At 59.1% G+C, this 26,962-nt stretch carries 24 protein-coding genes and 1 tRNA gene; 11 read left to right on the plus strand and 14 right to left on the minus strand.

Features of this window, described 5'->3' with window-relative positions:
- The first annotated feature begins 57 nt into the window (after positions 1-57).
- The 7 genes from MHX53_RS08660 to MHX53_RS08690 all read left to right on the plus strand — a co-directional run bounded on the left by MHX53_RS08660 (position 58) and on the right by MHX53_RS08690 (position 6,697).
- Positions 58-1,251, plus strand: coding sequence for a helix-turn-helix domain-containing protein (locus tag MHX53_RS08660; RefSeq protein ID WP_102237982.1), 1,194 nt, complete (start codon positions 58-60; stop codon positions 1,249-1,251).
- Between the two features lie 101 nt (positions 1,252-1,352).
- Complete coding sequence (locus MHX53_RS08665; RefSeq protein ID WP_102237983.1) at positions 1,353-2,267, plus strand: ACP S-malonyltransferase; 915 nt, start codon at positions 1,353-1,355, stop codon at positions 2,265-2,267.
- Positions 2,268-2,287: 20 nt separating this feature from the next.
- A complete protein-coding gene (locus MHX53_RS08670) occupies positions 2,288-3,289 on the plus strand; it encodes a beta-ketoacyl-ACP synthase III (protein ID WP_102237984.1) in 1,002 nt (333 codons plus the stop codon).
- Between the two features lie 162 nt (positions 3,290-3,451).
- Positions 3,452-3,703: an acyl carrier protein gene (locus tag MHX53_RS08675; protein WP_005884889.1), complete on the plus strand. Its 252-nt coding sequence runs from the start codon at positions 3,452-3,454 to the stop codon at positions 3,701-3,703.
- Between the two features lie 70 nt (positions 3,704-3,773).
- Positions 3,774-5,015, plus strand: a complete 1,242-nt coding sequence (locus MHX53_RS08680; protein WP_102237985.1) for a beta-ketoacyl-[acyl-carrier-protein] synthase family protein — start codon at positions 3,774-3,776, stop codon at positions 5,013-5,015.
- Between the two features lie 256 nt (positions 5,016-5,271).
- Positions 5,272-5,886, plus strand: coding sequence for a hypothetical protein (locus tag MHX53_RS08685; protein WP_102237986.1), 615 nt, complete (start codon positions 5,272-5,274; stop codon positions 5,884-5,886).
- A gap of 340 nt (positions 5,887-6,226) precedes the next feature.
- Positions 6,227-6,697: a hypothetical protein gene (locus MHX53_RS08690; protein ID WP_102237987.1), complete on the plus strand. Its 471-nt coding sequence runs from the start codon at positions 6,227-6,229 to the stop codon at positions 6,695-6,697.
- A 6-nt stretch (positions 6,698-6,703) separates the two neighbouring features.
- Here the strand turns inward: MHX53_RS08690 and MHX53_RS08695 are convergent, their stop codons facing one another.
- The 7 genes from MHX53_RS08695 to MHX53_RS08725 form a co-directional block, all read right to left on the minus strand.
- Positions 6,704-7,612, minus strand: a complete 909-nt coding sequence (locus MHX53_RS08695) for a LysR substrate-binding domain-containing protein (protein WP_102237988.1) — start codon at positions 7,610-7,612, stop codon at positions 6,704-6,706.
- Positions 7,613-7,684: 72 nt separating this feature from the next.
- Positions 7,685-9,259, minus strand: coding sequence for an alkyl hydroperoxide reductase subunit F (ahpF, locus tag MHX53_RS08700; RefSeq protein ID WP_239272251.1), 1,575 nt, complete (start codon positions 9,257-9,259; stop codon positions 7,685-7,687).
- A gap of 56 nt (positions 9,260-9,315) precedes the next feature.
- A complete protein-coding gene (gene ahpC / locus MHX53_RS08705) occupies positions 9,316-9,879 on the minus strand; it encodes an alkyl hydroperoxide reductase subunit C (protein WP_102237990.1) in 564 nt (187 codons plus the stop codon).
- Between the two features lie 186 nt (positions 9,880-10,065).
- A tRNA-Leu gene (locus tag MHX53_RS08710) sits at positions 10,066-10,153 on the minus strand.
- Positions 10,154-10,241: 88 nt separating this feature from the next.
- Positions 10,242-11,069, minus strand: coding sequence for a MaoC/PaaZ C-terminal domain-containing protein (locus tag MHX53_RS08715; RefSeq protein WP_180965271.1), 828 nt, complete (start codon positions 11,067-11,069; stop codon positions 10,242-10,244).
- Positions 11,069-12,421 (minus strand): 3-oxoacyl-ACP reductase, encoded by a 1,353-nt coding sequence (locus tag MHX53_RS08720; protein ID WP_102237992.1) that lies wholly within the window; start codon positions 12,419-12,421, stop codon positions 11,069-11,071. Before MHX53_RS08720 ends, MHX53_RS08715 begins: the two co-directional genes overlap by 1 nt.
- A 9-nt stretch (positions 12,422-12,430) precedes the next feature.
- Positions 12,431-13,711, minus strand: a complete 1,281-nt coding sequence (locus MHX53_RS08725; protein ID WP_102237993.1) for an acetyl-CoA C-acetyltransferase — start codon at positions 13,709-13,711, stop codon at positions 12,431-12,433.
- Positions 13,712-13,771: 60 nt separating this feature from the next.
- Between MHX53_RS08725 and MHX53_RS08730 the strand changes: the two genes are divergently transcribed.
- Positions 13,772-14,371 carry a TetR/AcrR family transcriptional regulator gene (locus tag MHX53_RS08730; RefSeq protein WP_239272253.1) on the plus strand — a complete coding sequence of 200 codons (600 nt, stop codon included), beginning with the start codon at positions 13,772-13,774 and terminating at the stop codon, positions 14,369-14,371.
- Positions 14,368-16,404 (plus strand): acyl-CoA dehydrogenase family protein, encoded by a 2,037-nt coding sequence (locus MHX53_RS08735; RefSeq protein WP_239272255.1) that lies wholly within the window; start codon positions 14,368-14,370, stop codon positions 16,402-16,404. The genes MHX53_RS08730 and MHX53_RS08735 overlap by 4 nt, the downstream gene beginning before the upstream one ends.
- Before the next feature lie 22 nt (positions 16,405-16,426).
- On the opposite strand, the gene MHX53_RS08740 is transcribed toward MHX53_RS08735, so the two are convergent.
- The 5 genes from MHX53_RS08740 to MHX53_RS08760 form a co-directional block, all read right to left on the minus strand.
- Positions 16,427-17,494, minus strand: coding sequence for a homoserine O-acetyltransferase (locus tag MHX53_RS08740; protein WP_102237996.1), 1,068 nt, complete (start codon positions 17,492-17,494; stop codon positions 16,427-16,429).
- On the minus strand, positions 17,475-18,779 hold the full coding sequence (locus MHX53_RS08745; protein WP_102237997.1) for a PLP-dependent transferase: 1,305 nt from the start codon (positions 18,777-18,779) through the stop codon (positions 17,475-17,477). Before MHX53_RS08745 ends, MHX53_RS08740 begins: the two co-directional genes overlap by 20 nt.
- A gap of 106 nt (positions 18,780-18,885) precedes the next feature.
- Entirely contained in the window at positions 18,886-21,984 is a 3,099-nt protein-coding gene (locus MHX53_RS08750; protein WP_102237998.1) for an error-prone DNA polymerase, read from the minus strand.
- A complete protein-coding gene (locus MHX53_RS08755; protein ID WP_239272257.1) occupies positions 21,984-23,540 on the minus strand; it encodes a DNA polymerase Y family protein in 1,557 nt (518 codons plus the stop codon). The genes MHX53_RS08750 and MHX53_RS08755 overlap by 1 nt, the downstream gene beginning before the upstream one ends.
- The gene (locus MHX53_RS08760; protein ID WP_102238000.1) at positions 23,533-24,168 is read right to left on the minus strand and encodes a hypothetical protein; all 636 of its coding nucleotides are present in this window, start codon (positions 24,166-24,168) and stop codon (positions 23,533-23,535) included. Before MHX53_RS08760 ends, MHX53_RS08755 begins: the two co-directional genes overlap by 8 nt.
- 66 nt (positions 24,169-24,234) lie before the next feature.
- Between MHX53_RS08760 and MHX53_RS08765 the strand changes: the two genes are divergently transcribed.
- Positions 24,235-24,702, plus strand: coding sequence for a tRNA (cytidine(34)-2'-O)-methyltransferase (locus MHX53_RS08765; protein ID WP_102238001.1), 468 nt, complete (start codon positions 24,235-24,237; stop codon positions 24,700-24,702).
- 69 nt (positions 24,703-24,771) lie between these two features.
- Entirely contained in the window at positions 24,772-25,602 is an 831-nt protein-coding gene (locus MHX53_RS08770; protein WP_239272259.1) for a hydroxymethylpyrimidine/phosphomethylpyrimidine kinase, read from the plus strand.
- A 69-nt stretch (positions 25,603-25,671) separates the two neighbouring features.
- On the opposite strand, the gene MHX53_RS08775 is transcribed toward MHX53_RS08770, so the two are convergent.
- A complete protein-coding gene (locus MHX53_RS08775; RefSeq protein WP_005884373.1) occupies positions 25,672-25,929 on the minus strand; it encodes a type B 50S ribosomal protein L31 in 258 nt (85 codons plus the stop codon).
- A gap of 142 nt (positions 25,930-26,071) precedes the next feature.
- Entirely contained in the window at positions 26,072-26,806 is a 735-nt protein-coding gene (locus MHX53_RS08780) for a phosphatase (protein ID WP_239272261.1), read from the minus strand.
- Between the last annotated feature and the right edge of the window lie 156 nt (positions 26,807-26,962).

Raw genomic sequence — 26,962 nt, forward strand, 5'->3', positions numbered from 1 at the left:
GCCTTTTCTTGTCCCTGACCTACAAACTTTTTGTGCAAAAGCATGTAGCATGAGCTCATGCTCTCGACTTCTCCCAAGTCCGGAAACCTCAGCGCTGATCGTTCCGGACGCGACGATACAATTTTGCGGCTTCAGAAGGGTAAAGACGCCCTCACTCGGCTGACCGCAGGCCGGATCGAAGCCCAACTGCCGTGGTTCCGTAGGCTTTCACCCTCTGAACGCAAATGGGTTGTTCATTTGGCGCATGCGGGTATTACGTCGTTCATTGAGTGGTATCGCAACCCCGATGCGCCGGTTGGGATTGTTTCGGAGATCTTCCACAACGCGCCACGCGAACTCATGCGCACCATCTCACTGCAGCAGACCCTGCAGTTGTTGCGCGTCGTAGTTGAGGTCGTGGAGGAGCACGTAGCCCAGTTGGGTAACTCTACTGATGTGGAGAGCCTGCGCGAAGGTGTTCTGGTTTTCTCGCGCGAAATCGCCTTTGCGGCCGCCGATGTATATGCCCGTGCCGCCGAGGCGCGCGGAAGTTGGGATGTTCGCCTCGAGGCCATGGTGATTGACGCGCTTATGCGGGGTGACTCGGTCGACGAGTTGGCGAGCCGAACGGCAGCGTATGGGTGGAGGTCGAAGGCTGCCGTGCATGTAATCATTGGTCGCGCGTCCGCTCGCACGTTCAAGGGTGGCCTCAGCGAGGTGCGGTCTGCGGCCCAGCGCGCGGGTGAAGACGCGCTGGTGGGGATTCACGACAATCGTTTGCTGATTGTCCTGGGTGGTGCCACTGACATTGACCGTGCAGTGGGTCAGCTGTTGCAGTACTTTGGGCCACAAGAAGTGGTGATCGGGCCGCGGGTAGCGTCGTTGGCCGAGGCGGGAGCCAGTGCCGCTGCGGCGTCCTGGGCACTGCGGACGGCGTACGCGCGTCCTAACTCTCCGCGTCCGGTTTTCGCGTCGGATCTGTTGCCAGAACGTGCCATGGCAGGCGATCAGACTGCCGTGAATGAACTGGTGAGGACGTTCTATGAGCCACTGTCGATGGGGAGCGGCCAGTTGCTCACGACGGCGGAGAACTACGTAGACTTTGGCGGTTCACTTGAGGCGACCGCGAAGGCGTTAGAAGTTCACCCAAATACAGTCCGGTACCGCCTTCGCAAGATTCAGGAACTGATTGGTCTCGATGCCACACAGGCGCGCGCCGGTTTTGTTCTGCGAATTGCTTTGGTGTTTGGCAGACTGACAGAGGGCATGTAATTGTTGATTGCTCACAAAATCACAGTGGTGAAGCGATAACTCGTTAAGCTGTCACACGGTACTTTGTCCGCACATGAGACGCTGTCTCGAATGGGAGAATAATGCTCGTCGTTGCATGTCCAGGCCAAGGGGCACAGAAGCCCGGCTTTCTAAACTCGTTCCTCGAGTCGCCTAGTTTCCGGGAAACAATCGAAGCCGCTGGCCACGCATGTGGAATTGATTTGGTGGAACACGGCACCCAATCCGATGAAGAAACAATTAAGGACACCGCCGTTGCACAGCCACTTCTGGTCGCTTCTGCAATTGCGACGTTTAATGAGTTGTTCGCAGACGACTCACTCCCCCAGTTTGTCGCCGGTCACTCGGTAGGTGAGATCGGCGCCGCTGTAGTCGCTGGAATTCTCAGCGCTGAGGACGGCATGAAGTTTGTCAACGTGCGTGCCCAGGGCATGGCTGAAGCGTCGAACGCCCAGCCAACCGGCATGGCCGCTGTCGTGGGTGGTGTCGCAGAAGATGTCATCAGCGCGATCGAAGAGGCTGGACTAGCCCCAGCGAACGTCAACGGTGGCGGCCAGATTGTTGCCGCTGGAAGCCTTGAAGCGATTGAGAAGTTCGTCGCGAACCCACCTGAGCGCGCCCGAGTCATTCCTCTGAAGGTGGCGGGCGCGTTCCACACGGATTACATGAAGTCTGCACAGGCACCGCTGGCTGATATGGCGACTGGTCTTGAGGTACAGGACCCACGTATTTCGATTCTGTCGAACCGTGACGGTCAAACCGTCCAGTCCGGTCGCGAATACGTTGACGCTTTGGTATCCCAGGTGACCAGTCCTGTGCGCTGGGATCTGTGCCAGGATACGCTGGTTGAGGCTGGGGTGACGGGCCTGATTGAGCTAGCTCCCGGTGGCACGTTGACCGGGCTCGCTAAACGCTCCATGAAGGGTGTCGAAACTCTGGCGATTAAATCTGCTGAAGATCTTGAAGGTGCCCGCGAATTCGTGCGGACACACGCGTAACCCATACGAAAGGACACGCGATGGTCACACTAAAAACTCCACAGCCGCAGCGCTTTTCGCGCATTTCAGGTTTGGGCGGGTACAGGTCGGAACGCACGGTCACGAACGACGAGATCGTAGGCCCCATCAACTCTTCTGACGAGTGGATTCAGCAACGCACAGGTATCAAGACACGCCACTATGCAAGCGAAGATGTCAGCGTCGTCGACATGGCCGAACACGCTGCGATCGAAGCGATCGCAAACGCTGGCCTCAAGCCGGCCGATATTGGTGCGATTGTGGTCTCAACTGTGACGTTCACGGTCGCTACCCCGTCCGCAGCGGCTGAACTTACCCGCCGTTTGGGAACCGGACCGGTGCCGGCATGGGACATTTCGGCGGCGTGCGCAGGGTACTGCTACGGAATTGCTCAGGCTGACGCGTTTGTACGCGCGGGCACGGCTGACAACGTCCTGGTGATCGGCGCTGAAAAGCTTTCAGACATCATTGACCCCACAGACCGTTCCATTTCGTTTATTCTGGGCGACGGTGCTGGCGCGGTCGTGGTGAGCGCTTCGGACACACCGGGCATTTCAGAATCGGTATGGGGTTCCAAGGGTGAAAACTGGGACACCATCCGGATGACATCGTCCTTCTTGGACATGAAGAAGGATTCGTCGACTCCGTGGCCCACGTTGCGTCAGGATGGCCCCAGCGTGTTCCGCTGGGCAGTGTGGGATATGGCCGAGGTCGCTCAAGAAGCGCTCGACCGCGCCGGTATCGAGGCTTCAGATTTGGGCGCGTTTGTCCCCCACCAGGCCAACATGCGCATCATTGACGAACTCGCTAAGCAGCTGAAACTCCCGGAGCACGTCAAGATCGGACGGGACATTGCCGACAACGGAAACACCTCCTCGGCGTCCATTCCCCTTGCCACCGAACGTCTGTTGCGTGAACACCCGGAACTGTCCGGCAAGCTGGCACTTCAGATCGGTTTTGGAGCCGGACTGGTGTTTGGCGCGCAGGTGATTGTGCTTCCGTGATTCGACACGGGGAACGGAATTGCAACCATGACAGTGTTGCTGTGGCATAGGATTCACTACGGGACACTCGTCGATACTCGTTCCATTCGCAACGAAAGTTGCGGTTAATCGAATACAGCGCTCAAGACTTTTGAGCGTAGATGAGAAAGATAGGAATAAGAAATGGCTAACTCGGAACAGGAAGTCCTCGCTGGACTCGCTGAGATCATTAACGAAGAAACTGGTTTGGCTCCCGACGCGGTAGAACCAAGCAAGTCCTTCACCGACGACCTCGACATCGACTCGATCTCCATGATGACGATCGTTGTGAACGCTGAAAAGAAGTTCGGCGTGAAGATTCCGGACGATGACGTTAAAGAACTCGTTACCGTTCAGAACGCTGTTGACTACATTGTGAAGGCTCAGCAGGCCTAATGCTTATGCGGGGTAGCCCGACTACGACGGCGCTACCCCGCTTTTCATCATTTATCGACGAGGACTCTTCATGACTAACTCTGTTGTCGTCACCGGAATTGGTGCCGTCACTCCCCTAGGCGCGACCGCCCAGGAAACCTGGGACGCAGCCTTAGCAGGGACATCGGGCGCAAAGACCCTTGACAACGACTGGGCCGAACAATACGGCATTCCGGTCAACTTCGCGGCAACCGTCAATTCTGGCGTGGTTGCCGAGAAACTGTCTCGCGTCGAAGCCAAGCGCCTTGATCCTGCCAGCCAGCTTGCCCTGATTGCCGCCCGTGAGGCGTGGGCTGACGCCCAGGACCCCGAGGTGGAGCCTGAACGTCTTGCCGTGTCATGGGCCACGGGAATTGGTGGCGTGTGGACGCTGCTCAACGCGTGGGACACGTTGCGTGAAGAAGGTTCACGCCGCGTCATGCCACTGACTGTGCCCATGTTGATGCCCAATGGCCCAGCTGCTGCGCTGGGTATGGAATTTAAAGCGCGTGCCGGCGTACAGACCTTGGTGTCGGCGTGCGCATCGTCGACTGAATCGTTGGGGCACGCAGTTGATTTGATTCGTGATGGTCGTGCTGACGTAATCATCGCGGGTGGTGCTGAATCTGCGGTACACCCGATTACGTTGTCGGCGTTTTCGTCCATGCGTGCACTGTCGAAGCGCAACGACTCCCCTGAAACTGCTTCACGTCCGTACGATGTGAACCGCGATGGCTTTGTCATGGGTGAAGGTTCCGGCGCGCTGGTGTTGGAAAGCCGTGAACGTGCGGAAGCGCGCGGTGCGCGGATTTACGCCGAGGTGGCAGGCTGGGGTCTGTCGAACGACGCCTACCACATCACAGCTGGTGAACCGGAGGGAGCAGGCTCGATCCGTGCCATGCGTGCCGCTCTGGAAAGCGCAGGTGCTACCCCGGCCCAGGTGAAGCACATCAACGCTCACGCGACTTCGACGCCGGTTGGTGACGTGCCTGAGTCGGTTGCGATTAACACGCTTCTGGGAGAGCACGCGTCAGACGCGCTGGTGTCAGCGACGAAGTCCATGACCGGACACCTGCTTGGTGGAGCGGGAGCTGTTGAGTCGATCTTTGCGACTTTGGCAGTACACCACCGCGTGGCACCTCCAACCATCAACATTGAAGAAGTTGACCCGGAGATCAGCTTGAACATTGTGCGTGACACACCCGCTGACCTTCCTCAGGACGACTTTGTGGCGTTGTCGAACTCGTTTGGGTTTGGTGGGCACAACGCGGTTGTCGCATTTAAAACGGTGTGATTTTGACCGTGTGATGGCGTGTTGCTGTAGCTGACCCTTTGTGGTTTTGGCATTGAAGTGTGGCTCAGGGGCTTCCGTTGCTTAGGTGACGGGAGCCCCTAGCTGTATGCCGGATGTGAGCGTTGGCGTGGGCGTGCAGGCGGGTGGGTGGTTCGCCGAGTTATCCACAGTTTTGGTTGGGACTCTTCCGGTTTGGTGCTGGCCGCAATAGACTGGAAGGCAATCTTGGAACCGGTCGCACAAAGGAGTGCACACCATGACCGCATATGTTCATCGACGATTGCTGGCCCTCTGCGCTGTTGGCGCGTTGGTCCTGACCGGGTGTTCGGAATCGCTCCCGCAAACTGAAGCCGCGCCACACCCCAGCACCCAGGAGGAATCCCCTACCCCGGACTCGGAGCCGATCCCTAAGTTCGACGTACCCGAATACACCACGGACCTTGATCTGACCGCTGAGGAAATGCTTGCTGCTGAAGAAGCGCTCATCGGTTTGCAGAGGTACATTTTCGTGTCTGAGCAGGTCATGAAGTCCGGAGGCGAAGACACGCTGCACATCGACAGTGTTTCGGTGGGCGAGGCCAAAGAAGGACTTGAAGAGACAGCTTCGGACTTTCGCAAAGATCATACGGTTCTCTTCGGGAAGCTCGTTACTCAAGATCTCCATATCCACGAAATGGACCGCGCACCGAAAAAGACAGAAGAAACAACCGTAAGCGCATGTCTGCCGAAAGAAACATGGGGCATACGTAACGCTAACGAAGATGAGTCAGAAGCTGACTATGAGGATCCATACCAAATGATATGGACGCTCCAGAAGCACGGTTCTTCATGGAAGGTTTCTTTGCAGGAGCTTTACAGTGAACACTGCTGATACGCGGTTTTTAGCGGGTTTCGTCATTTTTGTTTTATTAAGTGCCTTGGCGGTCACATCACCGTACGTAGTGCATGCATTAGCAGACAACTGCAAATGGCGACTAAACGGAAATGTCAGTTGTGGTGTTACTCGCACTAGCCCTGGTAACAACTCAGGTTCTAACAACTCGAAGTCTGATTCGAGAAAACGATCAGGTAAAGGGAAGAACGGTTCGTCGGGTAATGCACCTGAAGATTACTGTCCGAACAGTATTCCAACGGCGGTGTGTGCGACGCTCGACTTACCAGACACCTCGGGTCCCGCGGAACTTCCGCCGCCTCCTCCGTCGCCGACATTTATGGAGTCAGAGTTCAAGAAGTACTCGATTCCACCATCAGTGATTAATTCCTTGCCCGGTGATTCGTGGGGTATCGCGCACAGGAAAACAGCATTCTGGGCAGATTCGTCCATCCAGTACATCAACGACACGATCTTGGGCTACCCGATCACTGTGAAAGCCATCCCACGCAAGTACCATTGGGACTTTGGCGACGGCAACACCCTGCACACGTCTCATCCAGGAAACAAACCTTCGGACATCAATAAGGCCCGGATTTACAACGTTTACCAGGCACCCGGGAATGTCGCGGTAAAGCTGGCAACCACGTACACGGGCATGTACAAAATCGGAAACAGCGCGTGGATGACCATTCCTGGTAGCACCGACATTCCGTCGCAGGACGCCGATCTACGCATCTATCGGTTCCACAAATATCTCGTCAACAAATCGTGCAAGGAAGACCCCACCGGTCCGGATTGCACACAATGAATCCATTTACAGCACCGTGACGAAGTCAGCAACTGAGCCGCGAACGACCTCGGCGAGCTGGGGGAAAACCTCCCTATACACACTCCCGGAACGCCACGCTAGCACCACATCACGGTGAGGCGCCGGATCCGAAAACTCCTTCAACGCCAACCCGGGATTAGGTGTCACCGGCGGCGTCACCGCCAGGCGAGGCATCAACGTGCACCCTGCCCCAGAGACCACCATGTGCCGTAACGTCTCAAGGCTCGTCGCACGGTAGTTCACCTGTTCGGAAGCCTTGCTGGTCTTGCACACCTGCAGAGCCTGATCGCGTAGACAGTGCCCCTCGGACAGCAATAGAAGCTCTTCGCCTTCCAGGTCATTCACCGACAAGAGGTCGTCATTCGACATCTGCGGATCGTGTGCTGGGCCAGCAAGCAGAAAGTCTTCACGGAAGAGCGGTAGCACATCAATCCCCGAACGCACGACCGGCGTTCCGACGATGATCGCGTCAAGCTCCCCAGCATCCAGCAAGTGTTCCAGGGTCTGGGTCTTCTCCTCGACGACGAGCACGCTCAATGACGGAAGAGCACTCTTCAAGGCTGGCATCGCATGCGGAAGCAGGTACGGGTTCAACGTGGGGAAACATCCCAAGCGAATCTCACCGGCGCGCGGGTCGGACGCGTGTCGGGCGATGCTCCGCATCTCGGCAACCTGCTCAACGACCTTACGTGCACGGGCGACAACTTCGATCCCAACGCGCGTCAGCTGTACGTTGCGACCACTGCGCTCAATCAGCGGAGTGCCCAACTCATCTTCAAGCTTCTTCAGCTGAGTCGACAACGTGGGCTGGCTCACCTCACACGACTGAGCTGCCTGCCCAAAATGCCGAAGCTCGTCCAGCGCTATCAAGTACTCAAAATCACGCAGATTCATACAACACCCCAAACGTTAGACGGGGCCCAATCTGACGTCCGCCAAACTGAACCCCGCTCTACTCATTCCGTCTTACTCCTGGGGAGCTGACTGCCTGATGAGGTAGTCGAACGCTGCAAGCGCAGCGGTCGCACCCGCGCCAAGCGACGTCACGATCTGCTTATAAGGCGCTGTGGTCGCGTCACCTGCGGCGAAGATACCCGGTACCGAGGTGGCACCGTTGGCTTGGATTTCGATCTCGCCGCGACCGTTCATGTCGACGGCACCCTTGACCCATTCGGTGTTGGGGAGCAGACCGATCTGCACGAAGATTCCGTTCACGTCCAGCTCGTGCAGTTCACCAGTCTTGCGGTCCTCGTACTGCAGGCCGGTGACGTTCTTCCCGTCACCCAGGACTTCCTTCGACGCAGCAGACAGGATGATGTCTACGTTGTCCATGGACTTGAGCTTGCGCTGCAGAACCTCGTCGGCCTTGAGTTCGTCCATAAACTCCATGACCGTCACGTGACCAACGATTCCAGCCAGGTCGATCGCAGCCTCAATACCTGAGTTACCGCCACCGACAACGGCAATGTTCTTGCCCTTGAAGAACGGTCCGTCGCAGTGTGGACAGAACGTGACACCCTTGTTGCGGTACTCGTGATCGCCAGGTACACCCAGCTCACGCCAACGCGCACCCGTGGCCACAACCACCGTCTTCGACTTCAGTTCGCTACCACCGGTGAGAACAACCGTGTGTAGATCCCCTTCCGTCTCAGCCGGGACGAGCTTTTCAGCCTGGATTGGGCGGATCACGTCGATGTCGTACTGGTCCATGTGCTCGGCAAACTGTGCTGCCAGCTTTGGACCTTCCGTGTACGGGTAGGAGATGAAGTTCTCAATGCCCACGGTGTCCAGGATCTGACCACCGATCCGGTCGGCGACCATTCCTGTCCGCAGACCCTTACGTGCCGCATAGATGGACGCTGCAACAGCAGCTGATCCACCACCGACAACCAGAACATCAAATGGGTCCTTGTCCTTGACCGAATCAGCAAGACGTTCAGCAGCCGAGTCATCCAGGCGGTCTACGAAGTCTGCAATGTCCATGCGACCCGATCCCCACTCTTCACCGTTGAGGTAGATGGTGGGCACAGCCTGAATGTTCTTTTCGCTGACTTCGTCTTGGAAGGTCGAGCCTTCAACGGCGACGTGCTGAATACGCGGGTTGAGAACGGCCATCGTGTTGAGCGCCTGCACAACAGTAGGGCAGTTTTGGCATGTCAAGGACATGTACGTGACGAACTTCAGGTCTTTGTCCAAGCCCTTGACTGCTGCAATGGTTTCGTCAGATTCTTTGACGGGGTTACCGCCAACCTGTGCCAACGCCAAAACCAGTGAACTGAACTCGTGTCCCAGTGGCAGACCCGCAAAGCGGATTGAGATGTCTGCACCTGGGCGTTCGATCGCAAAGGACGGGCGACGTTCGTCATAGTCGTCACGTCGTTCGTGCGTTACACGATCCGACAGCTCTGCGATCTCGTCGAGCAGTTCAGCCATCTCGGCCGACTTCTTACTGTCGTCAAGCGACGACGCAAGAACAACGTCCTCCGTGACCTTCTGGGTCAGGATCGTTTGAAGTTGGTCTTTCAAATTGGCGTCAAGCACGGCTGGCTCCCTCTTTCACTAAACCTGAAAATGTATGTGTCGTTGATGCGGGCAGATTAGATCTTGCCAACGAGGTCGATGCCAGGAACCAGTGTTTCCTGCTCTTCTTCCCACTTAGCTGGGCACACTTCGCCCGGGTGGTTGCGCACGTACTGGGCAGCCTTCACCTTGCGGAGCAGTTCGGTTGCGTTACGTCCCACACCTTCAGGAGTGATCTCCAGGTACTGGATGATGCCGTCTGGGTCGATGAGGAAGGTTCCGCGGTCAGCAAGACCCTGTCCTTCGCGCATGTTTTCGAAGTTACGGGTGATCTGACCTGATGGGTCACCGATCATTGCGTACTGAATCTTGCCGATCGTTTCGGACGATTCGTGCCATGCCTTGTGGACGAAGTGGGTGTCAGTGGAGACGGAGTAGATGTCGACACCGAGCTTCTGGAACTCGTCGTAGTTGTCAGCCATGTCACCCAGTTCAGTTGGGCACACGAACGTGAAGTCGGCTGGGTAGAAGAAAAAGATCGACCACTTGCCTTCGAGGTCCTTCTCGCTGAGGTCGACGAAGTCACCGTTGTGGAATGCGGTTGCCTGGAACGGAAGAATCTGAGTGTTAAGAACGGACATACTATTCTCCTTTGGCTGTATGAGATGTCGCCGGAGCTCCGGCGTTACCTCAACCATAGAATAGCCAACATCAATTATCAAGTTATGAATCGATAGTTCCTGCCTATATGCCTCTAGCAGCCACGCCTACCCTCGTGAATACAAAAATTCGGGGCCCCACCAAAGTGGGACCCCGAAAAAATTTTGTGCGCGGAGGGGGACTTGAACCCCCACGCCCGATAAATTGGGCACTAGCACCTCAAGCTAGCGCGTCTACCTATTCCGCCACCCGCGCGGGCAACGAAAGATACTGTACACGGTTCACGCGCTGTTATACAACTCGACGCCAATACGTCATCAATGAAGTGCGCCACACACCCACATCACACTTCACGTACCAGGCTCACCAGGTGCGGAGCACCGTCCTTCGGCCTGACAACGCCCACCCGGACACCATCGGTTCGGTCGACCAGAACTTCTGCTCGGCCGGGCAGCAAAATAGGCTTAGCGAACTGCACATCCCACACGAACGCCTCGGCAACCACGTTCGACTGCGCAAACGCCTTACTGGCCGTGTACATGCCGTGCGCAATCGCCCGGGGGAACCCGAACGCCCGGGCCGCCAGGCTGTTGAGGTGAATAACGTTGTAGTCACCTGACACGCGCGCGTACCGCTCCCCCAGCCCCGCCGGGAACTTCCATGTGGCGACCGCGCTGCCGTCAGGCAGATCCAGGCGACGGGCAGGCGCAGGTTCATCCGCCTCGGGAAGCTTGGTCTTCTTCGCAAAGTACGTGGACACGTCCTCAAACACGGCCTCGCCATTAACGGAACCGTGAACGATCACGTCCAGTTCGCTTCCGGCGTCCCGCGCCCGAGGTCGGCTCACCGAAATCTGCAGCGTCACCTCGGCGCCCATGGGCACTCTGGCGTGTTGCGTGAACCGGTTGTACACGTGAACCATCCCCAGCACCGGCACAGGAAAATCTGGCGCGGTCATGAGCTCCAGGCTGGGACCAAAGCCCAACGTGTGCAGGTAAGGCGCGGGCACGTTGTTGTTCACCGGCAAACCGGTGACGGTGTTGAACTGCGCCACGGCATCAGGGTCGATGGTCACTGTGCGCGTCAACGTCCGTGTAGGTACCGGACCCGGCGCGGGTTTCTTGATCGCACCCAGAACAGCGCGACCGTAAACGTTGAGTGTCGATCCCATTACGCACCCACCATGTTCTGCCCGCATACGCGAAGCGTCTGCCCGTTCACGCCGGTTGCGGCAGGTGAGGACAAGAACGCGATCGCCTCGGCGACGTCCTCCGGCAGACCGCCTTGCTGCAGACTGGAGAGTCGGCGCGCTACCTGCCGAGTCAGGGCCGGCATCTTGGCGGTCATGTCGGTCTCGATGAACCCGGGTGCCACGGCGTTAATCGATCCGCCCAGCTTGGCAAAGCTGTCCTGGGAGGCCGAGACCATTCCGATCACGCCGGCTTTCGATGCCGCGTAGTTGGTCTGTCCGCGGTTGCCTGCGATGCCCGAGGTGGATGCCAGGGAAACGACGTGCGGCTGGCTTCCCCACGCCCCAAGTTCGGTGAGCTTTTCGTTCATCCGCAGCTGCGATTCGATGTTTACCGCGATCACTGAGTTCCACCGGCCTGCGTCCATGTTGGCGAGCAGCTTGTCTCGCGTAATTCCCGCGTTGTGGATGAGGATGTCAATGGGCTTCCCAACTGCCTGCGCAATTCTGGAAGCCGCGTCTTCGGCCGTGATGTCGAGGTGAATCGCTTTCCCAGCAACTGAGTTCATTGTTGCAGCCAATGCTTGCCCAGCCCCAGGCACATCGACACCATAGACATAGGCACCGTCGCGGTGCAGTGTACGCGCAATGGCAGCACCGATTCCTCGCGCAGCACCTGTGACTACCGCGATCTTGCCTGCGAGCGGTCCGTTGTCGCCCACACCGTCGAACTCACTCGCCGTCACGGCCTGGCCCCGGTCGTCACCCACGGTGAGCAACTGGCCGGACACATACGCCGACTTGGCCGACAGGAAGAACCACAGCGCACCGGTCACCGAGGCCGCGTTCACGTCCACGCCGGCGTCCAGCACAATTCCGTTCGCTGTGCCGCCGTAGCGCATTTCGTGGGCAACCGAACGCACGATTCCGGTCACACCATTACGTGCTGCATCAATCGACGGCTTATCCCCTTCAGGCGCACGCGACACAATCACAACACGCGCACAGCGGGCAGTCTGTTTAAGTGCCGGGGAAATCTGCAGAACCGTCTCGCCGAGGTCGTCCGGGCTCTGCGCGTCGATGAAGCTTGCGATGATGCCCTGGTACTTAAAGCTGGGATCCGGTGAACGGTGAACGGAGAATCCGTTTTCGACCAGCAGTTCCGCAAGCGAGTCGGCCCCGGAATCACCAAGCACCAAAACAGGGTCCTTGGTGAACCCGGATCCACCGGCCACGTTGAACCGGCGCAACGGAACCGGCTGTGGCAGTCCCAGCTTCTTTACCACTGGCGCCAATGCGCCGTTTGCAAGATTGAGGTACGTGTCTTTAGCCATGTGCAACTCCTAGTCAGCTTCCACGATTGCAGCAACACCCTGTCCACCTGCAGCACAGATGGAGATGAGGGCACGCTTCTGGCCAGTTTCTTTCAGGTGCTTCGCCGTTTGGGCAACGATGCGCCCGCCGGTTGCGGCGAATGGGTGACCGGCTGCCAGAGAGGAACCGTTAGGGTTGAGCTTGGCGCGGTCAACAGCACCAAGAGGTGCATCCAGCCCCAGTTTCTGCGTACAGAACTCCTCGCTTTCCCATGCCGCCAGGTGGCACAACACGGTGGAGGCGAAAGCTTCGTGAATTTCAAACACATCAATGTCGTCAAACGTCAGCCCGTTGCGCGCTAGCAAGCGTGGCACCGCGTATGCCGGAGCCATGAGCAGTCCTTCTTCGCCTTCCACGAAGTCCACGGCTGCCGCCTCGGCATCCACGAGGTACGCAAGTGGCTCAATACCCAGTTCCGCCGCGAACTCTTCGCTTCCCAACAGAACGGTCGATGCACCGTCGGTGAGCGGAGTGGAGTTTCCGGCGGTCATCGTGGCCTCGGTTTCCAGGTTGCGACCGAACACTGGGTTGAGCTTTGCCAGGCTTTCCATGGTGGAGTCTGCGCGCAGGTTGGTGTCGCGCGTGACGCCCAGGTATGGGGTCACGAGGTCGTCGAAGAACCCACGGTCCCACGCCGCGGCCATGTTGGTGTGCGATGCCAGCGCCAACTCGTCTTGTGCCTGCCGTGTAATCCCCCAGTGTGCTGTTGTGCGCGCTTGGTGTTCACCCATGCTTAAGCCCGTGCGTGCTTCAGCCGTGCTTGGGGCTACTGGAGCCAGGTCCTGTGGCCGGATCCGGGCGATGGCCTGGAGCTTCTGTGGAATCGTGCGTGCACGGGACAGTGCAAGGAGGTTTTCGCGCAGTCCGTCGCTGATAACAATGGGCGCGTCCGAGGTGGTGTCGGCTCCTCCTGCGATCCCCGACTCGATCTGTCCCAAACGGATCTTCTGCGAAATGCTCACGCAGGCTTCCAGACCGGTCGCGCAGGCTTGACCTAAATCAAATGCCGGAGTCGTGGGGCTCAGTGCCGACCCCAAAACAGATTCGCGTGTGAGGTTGATGTCTTTTGAGTGTTTCAGAACCGCACCGCCGGCGACTTCACCGAGACGTTTACCTGCGAGTCCGAAGCGTGCGACCAGCCCGTCGAGAGCGCTGGTGAGCATGTCTTGATTCGAAGCGTGAGCGTACTGTTTGTTGGAACGGGCAAAGGGAATTCGGTTTCCACCGAGGATCGCTGCGCGACGGTTCACGTTACCTCCTAGAAGCGCTTAAATTATCTGTAACCGACAGTACTTGATACTGTCAGTTACATGAAATCAGTCACACAAGACGGACGTGCTCTGCGGTGGGATGCACACCGTAAAGAGCGTCGCCGTGAGTTGCTTCGTATGGTTCGCCACTCGGTTGCCGATCTGGGACCGGACGCCTCGATGGACCAGATCTGCGAAGCCACGGGCACGTCAAAAACCGTCTTGTACAGGTACTTTGGGGACCGCGCTGGTCTCGTCGACGACATGGGACAGTGGGCCATGAAGGTCATCACTCAACAGCTCGACCGAGCCGCAACGCCCGATATGAGTCCGCGTGAGGCTCTCGCGCACATGATCGCGGCATTTGTTGATCTCGCATCAAGCAGACCCCATGTCTACCGCTTCTGCGACCGTGGAGTCACCCACCAAACGGGGCAACAAACGTTTTTTGATTCAATCGCTCAACTGCTGTGCGCACGAATGAACTTCACTCAGCCAGAGCAGTACATGTGGGCCCGAGGTGCACTGGGCTTTGTGCGCGCATGTACCGACGAATGGCTCACCAAACCTACCGACCCTCACACCTTTGCAACTCACCTTAGTACGTGGCTGTGGGAAAGCGCCCCAGCCACCGACAACGTTGAAGGAAAACACTCATGAACACGAAAGCACCACTGACCGTCGACGTTGAGTTTCTGCGCCGATTCCTCGAAGGCGAACGCGCCTCTGTGCGCGAAAAAGGCCGCGAGTTCGCCGCCCACCCGGCCTTGCGCCTCAAACCCGAATGGAATCTTGAACGCAAACGCCAGGCGACGCTTGAAGGAACTGTCGCGCTTGCCAACGCCGGTTTCACCACGTTGGCGATGCCAGAGCACATGGGTGGTCCAGAAGACTACGCCGGGTACGTCGCTGGGTTCGAAGAGCTTGTGCTGGCAGAACCCAGCATTCAAATTAAGGCCGGCGTGCAATACGGGCTTTTCAGCGGAGCTATTCACCACCTCGGCAACAAAAACCAACACGAACGGTGGCTCAAAGACGCCCTTGAAGGCAAACTGTTGGGCAGCTTTGCGATGACCGAAATTGGTCACGGTTCCGACGTTGCGAACGTGGACACGACCGCCACCTACGACCCCAAGCAACAAGAGTTCGTCATTCACACGCCGCACCGGCAGGCGGTGAAGGAGTACATCGGGAATGCAGCCGCGCACGCGCAGGCAGCCGTTGTTTTCGCCCGTCTCATCACGTGTGGAATCGACTACGGGGTTCACGCGTTCTTTGTTCCCGTGCGCTCCGAAGAAGGACGGCCACTGCCGGGCGTCACGATTGAGGACGATGGGCACAAGGGTGGGCTCTTAGGTGTCGACAACGGGCGGTTCGGCTTCGACCACGTGAGGATCCCCCTCGACCACCTGCTAGACCGCTACGGTCACGTGGCCGAAGATGGCGAATATTCTTCGCCGATCCACTCCCCCGGCAAGCGCTTTTTCACCATGCTGGGAACGCTTGTCATGGGGCGTGTGTCTCTTGACGGCGCATCCACCGTTGCATCCAAACTGGCCCTCGACATCGCTTTGCGATACGCGGTGGAACGCACACAGTTCGAAGGCGGGGTTCCCGGCCAAAGCGTGCGCCTTATTGACTACGGTGAACACCAGCGCCGGCTCATGCCTCTGGTTGCAAAAGCGTGGGCGAACTCTGTGGCACACGAAAGTCTGCTGGACACTTTTGACGAGGTGTTCCGTAGTGAAAATCCTCCGGAAGCCACCCGGCAATTGCTAGAAAGTCAGGCAGCGGGCTTCAAGGCCGTGTCCACGTGGGACGCGTTGGACACGATTCAGGAGTGCCGGGAAGCCTGCGGTGGGGCTGGTTTCATGTGGGACAACCGCCTAGTGGGACTGCGCCACGACTTAGACGTGTACGTCACCTTTGAGGGTGACAACACGGTGCTTCTCCAGCTTGTGGGTAAGCGGCTGTTGCAGGACTACTCGCGCGAGCTCAAAGACATCGACTTTGGTGGCGCAGCCCGGTATCTGTCTCACCAAGCTGCTGAGCACTCGCTCTACCGAACGGGTCTTGCCAGTGTGGGGCGCACGATTGGCGACCTGTTCACGCCTGCCCTTGCTTCAAAACGCATCAGGTCCGGGCACCTTCAGGAAGCGTTGCTTTCCAGCCGAGTCGACTCGATGCTGTCTGATCTTGCTCAGAAGCTACGCCCTGCAACCAAGATGGATCGCCAGGCTGCTGCGGATCTTTTCAACACCCACCAGCATCAGCTTATCGAGACGGCAGAAGCGTATATTCATCTTCTCAAATGGCAGGCGCTCACGGCTCGACTGCGCGACATCGACACCTCGGCGCACCCGGACGAAGCGAAACTGCTGCGTCGCATTCGTGACCTCTACGGTCTCACCATCATTCACGAACACATTGGCTGGCACGTCATGTATGGACGCTTGCCTATGGCTCGCGCTCGTCTGGTTGAGCCCACCATTGGGCGACTGTGTCGCAAGCTAGCCCTGAATGCACCTGACCTGGCAGAGATGTTCGGCTTCACCGGTGAACACCGTCGTACCCAGATTTCTGAAGGGCAGGAAGAAGCCCGCCAGAATGAGGCCCGGGCGTATGTGCGTCAAGCACGTTCCCGCACCGATTACCCGATTGACGAAAAAATCATTCGAGCAAAGCGGTCATAGAGCAGTCAAAGAGCCGCGCCCGCTATTGCAGAACCGTTCGGAGGATCTGGCTCACCTTCGCGGATTCCGTGAGGAATCCGTCGTGGCCGGCGTCCGTTTCAACTTCTGTGTACGAGCGCGCCCCAGCAAGCTCTGCGAGCTCTTTGACCTGGGCGGGCGGATAGAGCCGGTCAGAGGACAGTGACACCACATGGAGACCGGGCACGGTCAGCTGGGAACGACCTCGGCGCACATCATGGTCCCTTAACGCGCGGGTGAGCACGCAGTACGACTGGGCGTCGAACCTGCCAACCAACTTTCCAGCCTGGTAATCCAAGTAGCTTTGCACCTGGTAGTAGCCGGGCATGGCGGGTTGGTGTTCGCGACCGAACCGGCCGTCGAGCTCATCGCCGCTACGGTACGTCAGATGTGCGATCTGGCGAGCCAACCCCAGACCGTACAGTGGCTTCACGCTGTGGTGGGCGTAGTTACCACCGTGATAGTCGGGATCCAGCTGGATCGCCTGCAACTGCGTGTGTGCCCACGCGATGTTGTCAGCAGACGAATACGCCGGGGCGGCCAACACCACCGTCTGTTGGACTCGATGAGGCTGGGTGGCGGCGAACTCGGTGGCTCGGGCGCCACCCAAAGATCCGCCCACCACTGCGTTGAACTGTTCGATACCCAACGCATCGGCAACCAGCGCTTCGGCCCGCACCATGTCGCGGATACTCACTTGCGGGAACGAAGCGCCCAGTTCCTTGTCGTCGACAGATGTGCTGGGCCCGGTGGATCCATTGCACCCACCGAGCACGTTGGTGCACACGACAAAGAACTCACGCGTGTCGATCGCTTTGCCGGGCCCTACCACGTCTTCCCACCAACCAGGAACGCCGGATGCCCCTGATGTCACGTGTGAGTCACCGGTGAGCGCATGCTCGATGAGGATCGCGTTGGTGGCTTCAGCGTTGAGCGTGCCGAACGTTTCGAACGCGATGTGGGCATCGGGGATCACGTCACCGTTTTCAGTTTCGAAATCCCCGATGCGACACGTCCGCACGGTACCGTCGACCCCGTGTGTGAGCGGGCTCTTAACCGCGTGCGGCCGCAAAGCCCTTCTCCAAGTCCGCAATGATGTCGTCCACACCTTCAAGGCCCACGCTCAAGCGGACCAGTGCGGGGTTGACGCCTGACTTCCCCTGCGCATCTTCACTCAGCTGCGAGTGCGTGGTCGATGCTGGGTGAATCACCAAAGAACGAGCATCCCCAATATTTGCCACGTGCGAGTGCAGTTCCAGTGCTTCAACAAACTTCACAGCTGCGTCGTAACCGCCTGCGATGTCGAAGGAGAGCACTGCGCCGGTGCCCTTGGGCAGAAGCTGCTTGGCAAGTGCGTTGTACGGGCTGGATTCCAGTCCGGCGTAGTTCACGTGCGTGACCTGGTCGTGGTTTTCCAGGAACTTCGCGACCTTCTGCGCGTTTTCAACGTGGCGTTCAACGCGCAGGCTCAAGGTCTCAAGACCCTGGGCAATCAGGAACGCGTTGAACGGCGATGCCGATGGTCCCAAGTCGCGCAGAAGCTGTACGCGGATCTTGATTCCGTAGGACACGTTGGCGCCAAAGTCGCTGTCTGGTCCTAGGTCGCGGGCATAGACCAGTCCGTTGTAGGACTCATCTGGTTCGTTAAAGCCGGGGAACTTTTCAGGGTCTGCGCTGTAGTCGAAGTTTCCGGAGTCGACGATCACACCTGCGATCGAGTTTCCGTGTCCGCCCAAGAACTTGGTGGCTGAGTGCAGGACTACGTCCGCGCCGTGTTCGATGGGACGCAGCAGGTATGGCGTTGCCAGCGTGTTGTCGACGATAAGCGGAACGCCCGCGTCGTGTGCGGCTTTGCTGAGCTCAGGAAGGTTAAGGACGGAGGACTGTGGGTTTGTCAGGGTTTCACCAAAGAACGCTTTGGTGTTGGGCTGCACGGCGGCTTTCCACTCGTCGATGTTGTCTGGGTTTTCCACAAAGGTGGTTTCGACGCCCAGTTTGCGCATGGTGACGTCGAGGAGGTTGTAGGTTCCTCCGTACAGTGAGGGGCTGGCAACGACGTGGTCGCCCGCACCTGCAATGTTGATGATCGCGAGGAAAGCGGCGGCCTGTCCCGAGGCGGTCAGAACGGCTCCCACTCCCCCTTCGAGGGACGCGATGCGTTCTTCAACAGCCTGCACTGTGGGGTTGGCCAGGCGGCTGTAGACGGGCCCCAGGTCTTTCAGTGCGAAACGGTCGGCTGCTATTTGAGCGTCGTTGAAGACGAAGGAAGTGGTCTGGTAAATGGGCAGTGCGCGTGCCCCGGTGTCGCTGTCGGGTGTTTGGCCTTCGTGGATCTGGCGGGTTTCGAATGCGGTCATGATGTGCTCCTAACGTCGATGTGTTGCATGCAACGCTAGGCAGGTGCCGCGGTTGTTGAACGTGTACGTGTCAAAGACGTGTCATGTGGTGTCTTATTCGGTCATATCACCGGAAGTTCCGCGCTGACGTTGGGATTTGCACGTCGAGTGCGGTGATTTTTTGGGCGTACAGGCTCACGACCTCACCGGCCCGCTGCACCGTGCCTGTCACGGTGACGGTGGAGCGGGTGTAGGACACGGGTGCGAAACGTTTCATGAGTCCCGGTGAGCACACGACGTTGAGCATTCCGAATTCGTCTTCGATGTTAAAGAACGTCACACCGGTGGTGGTTTTGGGGCGTTGCCGGTGTGTCACGATTCCGGCGACCGTAATCCGGGCTCCTGCCTGCGCGTTCATGACGTCTCGCGTCGAGGCCAGTCCCCGCGCGTTCAGGGCCGCACGCAGGTGTTCGGTTGGGTACCCGTCTACGGTGATTCCGGTGGAAAAGAGTTCGGCAAGTGTGGTGTCGAATTCGGTCATGAGGGGAAGCGCGGGGGCTTCCATGACCGCCGAGGTGCCCGGCAGTGTGTCCGGTCCCGCACCTGCCAGCGAGCCGGCTATCCAGAGCGCTTGCCGGCGGTCAACGCCGAAACTTTCATATGCGCCTGCCGTGGCAAGGGCCTCGAGTGCGTCGGAGGGAATCCCCGTCTTACACGCAAGGTCTTCGATTGAAGCATACGGACGGGTGCGGTGCGCAACCACGTGGGCTGCCACCTCGGCGCTGATCCCCTTGACCGAGGTGAGCCCCAACCGGATGGCGAACCCGCCCACAGACTGGGGGTCGGGTTCGAGGTCCGCGTCTGCGTGGGAAAGGTTGATGTCGACGCCACGGATATTCACGCCGTGCCGTCGCGCATCGGTGATGAGCGACTGGGGCGAATAGAACCCCATGGGTTGGCTGCGCAGAAGTGCCGCGGTGAACGCCGCGTGGTGCCGGTACTTGAACCACGCGGACTCGTACACCAGGTTCGCAAAGCTCAGTGCGTGAGATTCGGGGAAACCGTAGTCGGCGAATGCGGCGATCTTGCCAAAAATTTCACGTGCCACAGCGGGTTCGACTCCGCGGGCGGCACACCCTCGGTGGAAACGATCTTCAAGCGCTGCCATGGTGCGGGCAGAACGGCGCGCGCCCATGGCGCGTCTGAGTTCGTCAGCGTCTGCGCCGGAGAACCCGGCGACGTCGATCGCGATCTGCATGAGCTGTTCTTGAAACAGTGGCACGCCCAGGGTTTTGCCTAGGGAATTCTCCAGCGCCGGGTGGGCATAGGTGACCGGTTCGATCCCTTGCCTGCGTCGCAGATACGGGTGGACGGATTCTCCTTGGATGGGCCCGGGGCGGATCAGGGCGATTTCGACCACGAGGTCGTAGAAGTTGCGTGGTCGCATGCGTGGCAAGGTCGACAGCTGGGCACGTGATTCGACTTGGAACACGCCCACGGCGTCGGCTCGGCACAGCATGTCGTACACGCCGTCCTCTTGAGGAATGTTCCCGCGGTCGACCGCGTGCCCCGTGTGCTTTTCGACCAGTTCGTTCATGTGGCGGAGCGCTTCCAGCATGCCCAGCCCCAGAAGGTCGAACTTCACCAGGTTCATGGTCGCTGAGTCGTCTTTGTCCCACTGGATGACGGTGCGGCCTTCCATTGCGGCTGGCTCAATGGGCACGAGGTCGTAGATGGGTCGGTCGGCAAGGATCATGCCCCCGGAGTGGATCCCGAGGTGACGTGGCGAGTTGTGCAAGTCCCGCGCCGCTTCCAGAACAGGGGCGGGCACCTGGTGTGGTTCGTCGGCGTCTGGGGACAGGGCTCCGCGGTGGGCGGTTTTTGCGAATGCGTCCTGCTGGCCGGGGCTGTACCCAAAAGCCGAGGCGGCGTCCCGGATCGCTGATTTTGTGCGGTACGTGATGACGTTGGCGACTTGCGCTGCCCGTGTCCGATCGTATGTCTGGTACACGTATTGGATCACTTCTTCGCGCCTGCCCGATTCAATGTCAATGTCGATGTCCGGGTACCCAGCCCTCTGCGGGCTTAAAAACCGGTCGAAAAGAAGCTGGAACTTCACCGCGTCGACTGCGGTGATACCCAGAACAAAACACACGGCTGAGTTCGCCGCCGATCCACGCCCTTGGCAATAGATGCCGTTGGTGTGGCAAAACCGGGCAATGTCTTCCACGATGAGGAAATATCCGGCGAATCCCATCGAAGTAATGGTGGCCAGCTCGCTGTCGATTTGTTCCCACGCGCGCGGGTATTCCGAACGGTCACCGTACCGACGCCGAGCCCCCGCATACACGAGCTCACGTAAGTGTTCATCCGCGTCCCGCCCCGGGGGAACTGGCGCCTGCGGGAGCCCCACTTGGGCAGCCGACAGCTCAAACGCACATTCTTGCCCAATCCGGTGAGCCGTTTCCACCGGTCCAGCACCAAAACGTTCTCGCATGTCATGGGGTGTGCGGATATACGCGGAGGCGTCGGCCGGTAACCAGCCGGCCAGTTCGTCTAGGGAGGCGTGTGACCTGATGGCAGCGCGCACGTGTGCCCCGCGGTATCCCGACCTGTGCGCATAGTGAACCGCGTTCGTGGCCACGGTGGGAAGTTTCGCACGGCCGGCTAAACCGGTGAGGTGGTCAATCCGCGCATCGTCAGTGGGGTATCCAAAGCGGGTCAGTTCGACCACAACCCGGTCTGGAAACAGTTCGGCCAGACCACGGAGTGCGCTGATGCCCCCGTCAGGGTCGCCGAGGTGGGGAATGAGTGGCCCTTTGCGGCACCCTGTGAGGATGTACCAGTCGGGGTCTAAGGCGGCGAGTTCTTCGAGGTGGAAAACCGGGCGGTTTTTCTCGCCGTGTTCATACCCCCGAGAGATCGCGCGTGACAGTTGCCTGTACCCGTCGACACTGCGGGCAAGCACTAGAAGGTGGGTGGCCTGCGGGTCTTTTTGCCCCGGAATTTTGTGCGTGAGCCCCACGGACAGCTCTGCCCCGAAAACAGTGGGCATTCCCACGCGTTGGGCCTCTTGCGCAAAACGCACAGCACCGTACAGGCCGTTGTGGTCAGTCAGAGCCAGGGCGGACAGCCCCGCAGCATGTGCCGCGTGCACGAGTTCTTCCGGGTCTGAGGCCCCGTCGAGGAACGAGAAGTTCGAATGCGCGTGAAGTTCGGCATACATCACGCGTACCTCCCCACGATGGCCCACTGCCCGGCCTCTTTGCACAGCACGTACGCTTCACCGGTTTCGGTCACAACCTGGCACCGCACGTGGTACTGGTGTTGATCCCACCACTGCGTGTCTACGGGCCAAGCGGAAGAAAAGTTGGTGACAGCCTGCGTGCCTTCCCGGGTGCGGAGAACCCGCGGGGTGCTGTCCAGCCCGGCGGGTCTGGCAACAACCGGCTCACCGTATTCGTTGAGCAGGTCTACGGGCGTGTTTTCTACCAGGGTGGGCCGAGGTGGTGGCAAGGCTCCGGGCCACGGCGCCTGGGGGTCGCGGGTGGGTTCAGTGCTGTGCCTCCAGGGGGTCCACATATTCGTTTCCTCAGGTGATCGCCCTCCCTGCAGGGCTGGGACGTTCACTGCGTCGATTCCGAAAAGTCCTTGGATGCGTTCGAGTGCGGCACTGACGTCGTCGGTGTGTGGGGCAAACAGGTTCGACTGGGCGCGTAAGGGGGCGACGAGTTCTTGTGCGAAGAACTCGATGTGGTGTATTCCGTCCTCGTTGGCATCACTGCCACCGCTGTCTTCTGCGTGCGGGGTTTTTTCGGTGCGTGACCCTTGCCATCCGGCGGCTTGCCAGCGTACACGGTCGGCCAGCGTGGTTTCGGTGAGCGTGTCTAAATGCCATGTACGTTCATACGTGTCGTTGGATGCGTGTAGCACGATGCGCACGTGTGTACAGACCAGTCCGGCTTCTCGAATGCGCTCAACAAAGTCGGTGGCCAGTTCGCGTGCTTTAAACGAAATGATGTCGAGCCTGCCCGTGGGCGGTTCAACAGGTGCGCTGACAGTGAAGTCGTGGGATCGCACATGTTCCCGGGGAAGTTCGTAGGTGTGCCCGGAGGCAAGAAGCCACGCACGCGCACCTGTTTCCCCGAACCGGGTGTAGACCTGGGTGCGTGGCAGAGTCGCTAACTGGCCCAATCGGTCGATTCCTAAACGGTGCAGAAGAACGGTGAGCGGAGTGAACTGGGAGTCGACAAGCCTCAGCCGATCCACACTCAACGGCGCTAGAAACTTCCCCGTTCTCCCCGGTTCGACGCGGGTTTGCGAGTCTGCCGCCAAAAGGGCGGCGAACGGGGTGTCGGCAATTCCTGCGAGAACTTCCCACCCGGTTGCATCGATGAGTTCCGTCAGCAGATCATGCACGGCACGCTCTTCGTTTTCATATGTGCGTTCAAGGGAAGAGATGGGGATCGTGACCGTTCCGGGGTGAAACAGGCTAAACCGTGCCACCATGTGGTCCAGAACAGCCACAGCGGTGGCGAACTCTTGGTGGTCACGGTCCAGGTCGAACGGGTACACATGCGCGTGCGGGCACCGTAATTGCGCACTCCGCGTGTTCATTCCACGTGCAACACCGTGTTTCCTGGCGCTCGCGTTCGCCGAATACACAACGCCTGCCCGCACAACCATGACGGGTTCGCTCACGTTGATGTCTTCACGGAGCGTAACGGCAAGCGCCGGCCAGTCGGGAACCGTGAGAACGAGTGTACGCGCACCTTCAGACAAGACGAATCACCTGCGAAGACACCTGTTCCGCGCCGGGTAGTTCGATGCGTGTACTCCCCATGGCAGGGTTCGTCACGCGCACCGAATAGCCACTGAGGTGCCCTGACCCGTGGTCGAGCCCTTCCCACCGCGGTTCAGAAACAGTGAGCTTCTCCCCCGCGTGGGGAAAGTCGCGCAGAACAATCAGCGACATGTTCTTTTCGCGCACTTTGCTGTGAAGGCGAGACCGTTGCCCCGGGCTCATCTGTACCGGTTGCGTAATGACGATGGCAAACGTGTCGATCAGAATCGACAGAGCTTGCACGCGATCCCCCGGCTCAACGGCAACATTCACAAAATGGTCCAGCGCAACGTCGAAATCCCCCAGGGCCGCGACCGCGGGAACGCCCACCCCCAGGCTGGCGCACCAATGACGTTCCTGCGTTGCCTTCGACACGACCGCCAGAGCAACAGAAAACCCATGCGTCCCCACAATCTGGGTGATGTCGCCGCGCCGCAAACCACCTCGGGAAAGGACAGAAGGCAACGCACCGGACACGGGGAACACTGGCCGCGCCGCAGCCAGGTCCCCCGCAGTACGCACGCCCGGTAGGCTGCGGAGCTTATCGAAATCACGCAGAGCAGACACACAAACATTATCGAACACATGTTCGAAGTATGCAAGGTTTGCCGGCAACCCGATTAGGATTGCACCATGCCCATTCAGATCGTGTTCCACACCCCCGAAATTCCCGGCAACACCGGAAACGCCATACGTTTAGCGGCCGTGACAGGCGCGCACTTGCACCTGGTTGAGCCCCTGGGGTTCGACCTCAGTGACGCAAAACTCCGCAGGGCGGGACTGGACTATCACGATCTGGCGCATGTCACCGTCCACCCCACGATCGAGCACCTGTGGGAGGAGCTGGGACACAAGCGCATCATCGCTTTCACCACGCACACCACCCACACATTCGACACAGTGGAGTACACCTCCGACGACGTTCTCCTGTTTGGAAAAGAGTCCACGGGGTTGCCCGCCGAGGTCGCAGAAGACCCGCATGTGGATCTGGCTGTCCGCATTCCCATGTTGGAAGGTAGGCGCAGTTTGAACCTGGCGAATTCGGCCTCAATCGCCACCTACGAAGCATGGCGCCAGCTGGGGTACCCGGGCGGAAAATAGCCCGCTGGCCGCTCATATAGAATCTGCACGTTCGCTTAATCATTCACACGTTCATTCACAGGAGGACCTATGACACGCCGCGCGCTCACATTTGCCGGTCTCGATGTTTCCGGAGGGGCAGGACTTTCCGCAGACCTCAAAATGTTCGAAGAGTACGGAGTTTTTGGCTCCACTGTCGAGACCTGCATCGTGACGTTCAACCCAGACAAGGAATTCGTCCACGAAATCGAGTTCGTGGCTGAAGACATCGTTGCGCGCCAGCTCGCTTCGGTGCTGAGCGTCCACTCCTTCGACGTCATCAAATCCGGCATGTTGGGATCCGTCGATAACGCACTGGTGCTGGCAGACCACATCGAGAAGGCACACATCCCGTACGTGTTTGACCCGGTCCTGGTATGTAAGGGCGCAGGCACCATGGTGGACCTCAAAGACCTGTTCTTAGACAAGCTCGTACCCCACGCCACCGTGATCACCCCCAACCTCGAAGAAGCAGCCACCTTGGTGGGCGCGGAGTCTTTGACCAGTGTCGAAGACATGGTCGAGGCAGCCCGCACGCTGCACAGCAAGGGCGCACAGAACGTAATCGTCAAGGGTGGCGCGCGCCTCGACGGGCCAACCGCGGTCGATGTCATCTTCGACGGAACCACCGTCACCGAACTGTCGACCACCAAGGTCAACAACCACCTGGTCAACGGTGCCGGTTGCTCGTTCGCATCATCGATCGCTGCCGGGCTGGCAACCGGACTTGACGTGGTAGCCGCGGCGACCTCGGCGAAAGAAAAAATTGCTCACGGCATTGCCGCCTCAATTGAGAACGAGACCGGCGTGCGCTCCCTCCTCCACTGCGCATGGCGCACTCAACCCACGGACAGCATCACCGTGGAAGCGCGCACGCTGTAGGAGCCATAAAGAGCTCAACAAACAAGAAAGGCCGGCACATGAGCGTGCCGGCCATTCTTGATATACGTGTTACTTGCGCTTTCCGAAGCCCTTGTAACGGTCCTTGAACTTCTCAACGCGTCCAGCGGAGTCAAGGATGCGCTGCTTACCGGTGTAGAACGGGTGCGAAGCCGAAGAAATTTCAACGTCGACCAGTGGGTAGGTGTTTCCGTCTTCCCATTCGATGGTCTTTTCGGTCTTCACAGTCGAGCGCGTGAAGAACTTGGTTCCAGATGCCAGGTCGTTGAACACAACCGGGCGGTATTCCGGGTGAATATCTTTTTTCATGGTGATCCTTTGAATCTCGAGAGCCCTGATGCAACCGGGTTGCCCGCCAGTGCTCAAATTCTTATGGCTGACGCGTAAAACGCCAACAAACAACTATACCCGAATGTGCGCTCAGTTCCACATCGAACAGCCACGTGGCGCGTTAATCGCGACACACGTGTGCGATGAGCGGCTCATACAGGTGTGGCGGAATGTTGTCGTCCAGTGGAACACACACTTCGACCTGCTCTTGAGCCTGCGCCACAAACAGTGCCGGGTCGTTGCAGTCCGCGAACCCCACAGTCCGGCTGCCGGCGCTTCCGGCAGCTCCTGCCCACCCGTGATCGGCGACCACCAGATCTGGCGCTTCTACCTGTTCCAGCACCGCCTGGGCGGGCTCAGCCAGGTGGGTGTGCGGGAGTCCGCCGTGCTGATGCCACACCCAAACTCCCAGCACCGTGCGCGCGTCTCCCCCGATCTCAACGGGCACAAAGTCCGTCTGCTCGACCGTGCGCGCACCCAGGCTTACGGCCCAGTCCCGCATGCGCACATGTACCGGCAACAACCCGCTGGGGTGGCCGGTCGCGAACAGGATGCGACCACCTCGGGAGGCGACATCCTGAATGGCGGCCCGCATCAGGTCTAATTGTTCGATGCACCGCTGAGTGGAGATGGTGTCCACGCCTTCCGTGAAGTCTGGGTCTGGGTTTATCCCGCACGCGTCGACCATGAGCTGGAACACCGAGTCGTAGTCCCAGTCGCGGGTCAGCGTCACCCCAAAGTCGAACTGACGCTCCCCTGCGAGGAAGCGGTGGATGTGAAGGAGGTTGATTTCCCGAGGTGTCGCGACCTTCCCTGTAATGGCGGCTTGTTCGAGTTGCTGTGCGAGGGTTTCCACGTTTCAGTCCTTATGTTGGGTGAGGGCGAAGCATGTGACGGCAGCTGTGCCCCGGACGCGCTCAACATGGAGGCGGTAGTCGTCGTTCCGGCCGACTGCGAGGATGCATGAGCCGACGACGCCATGGTAGTCGTCGGCTCATGCATCCTCGCAGTC

Source organism: Brevibacterium sp. ACRRH, assembly GCF_022346365.1.
Lineage (GTDB): Bacteria > Actinomycetota > Actinomycetes > Actinomycetales > Brevibacteriaceae > Brevibacterium > Brevibacterium paucivorans.

What these genes read in the sequence shown, in the direction of transcription:
- MHX53_RS08675 (WP_005884889.1), top strand. Translation starts at nt 3,452, where the DNA reads ATGGCTAACTCGGAACAGGAAGTCCTCGCTGGACTCGCTGAGATCATT.
- MHX53_RS08730 (WP_239272253.1), top strand. Translation starts at nt 13,772, where the DNA reads ATGAAATCAGTCACACAAGACGGACGTGCTCTGCGGTGGGATGCACAC.
- MHX53_RS08715 (WP_180965271.1), bottom strand. Translation starts at nt 11,069, where the DNA reads ATGGGATCGACACTCAACGTTTACGGTCGCGCTGTTCTGGGTGCGATC.
- MHX53_RS08750 (WP_102237998.1), bottom strand. Translation starts at nt 21,984, where the DNA reads ATGTATGCCGAACTTCACGCGCATTCGAACTTCTCGTTCCTCGACGGG.
- MHX53_RS08690 (WP_102237987.1), top strand. Translation starts at nt 6,227, where the DNA reads ATGGAGTCAGAGTTCAAGAAGTACTCGATTCCACCATCAGTGATTAAT.
- MHX53_RS08670 (WP_102237984.1), top strand. Translation starts at nt 2,288, where the DNA reads ATGGTCACACTAAAAACTCCACAGCCGCAGCGCTTTTCGCGCATTTCA.
- MHX53_RS08660 (WP_102237982.1), top strand. Translation starts at nt 58, where the DNA reads ATGCTCTCGACTTCTCCCAAGTCCGGAAACCTCAGCGCTGATCGTTCC.
- MHX53_RS08680 (WP_102237985.1), top strand. Translation starts at nt 3,774, where the DNA reads ATGACTAACTCTGTTGTCGTCACCGGAATTGGTGCCGTCACTCCCCTA.
- MHX53_RS08745 (WP_102237997.1), bottom strand. Translation starts at nt 18,779, where the DNA reads ATGACCGCATTCGAAACCCGCCAGATCCACGAAGGCCAAACACCCGAC.
- MHX53_RS08765 (WP_102238001.1), top strand. Translation starts at nt 24,235, where the DNA reads ATGCCCATTCAGATCGTGTTCCACACCCCCGAAATTCCCGGCAACACC.
- MHX53_RS08720 (WP_102237992.1), bottom strand. Translation starts at nt 12,421, where the DNA reads ATGGCTAAAGACACGTACCTCAATCTTGCAAACGGCGCATTGGCGCCA.
- MHX53_RS08685 (WP_102237986.1), top strand. Translation starts at nt 5,272, where the DNA reads ATGACCGCATATGTTCATCGACGATTGCTGGCCCTCTGCGCTGTTGGC.
- MHX53_RS08665 (WP_102237983.1), top strand. Translation starts at nt 1,353, where the DNA reads ATGCTCGTCGTTGCATGTCCAGGCCAAGGGGCACAGAAGCCCGGCTTT.
- MHX53_RS08775 (WP_005884373.1), bottom strand. Translation starts at nt 25,929, where the DNA reads ATGAAAAAAGATATTCACCCGGAATACCGCCCGGTTGTGTTCAACGAC.
- MHX53_RS08695 (WP_102237988.1), bottom strand. Translation starts at nt 7,612, where the DNA reads ATGAATCTGCGTGATTTTGAGTACTTGATAGCGCTGGACGAGCTTCGG.
- MHX53_RS08770 (WP_239272259.1), top strand. Translation starts at nt 24,772, where the DNA reads ATGACACGCCGCGCGCTCACATTTGCCGGTCTCGATGTTTCCGGAGGG.
- ahpC (WP_102237990.1), bottom strand. Translation starts at nt 9,879, where the DNA reads ATGTCCGTTCTTAACACTCAGATTCTTCCGTTCCAGGCAACCGCATTC.
- MHX53_RS08735 (WP_239272255.1), top strand. Translation starts at nt 14,368, where the DNA reads ATGAACACGAAAGCACCACTGACCGTCGACGTTGAGTTTCTGCGCCGA.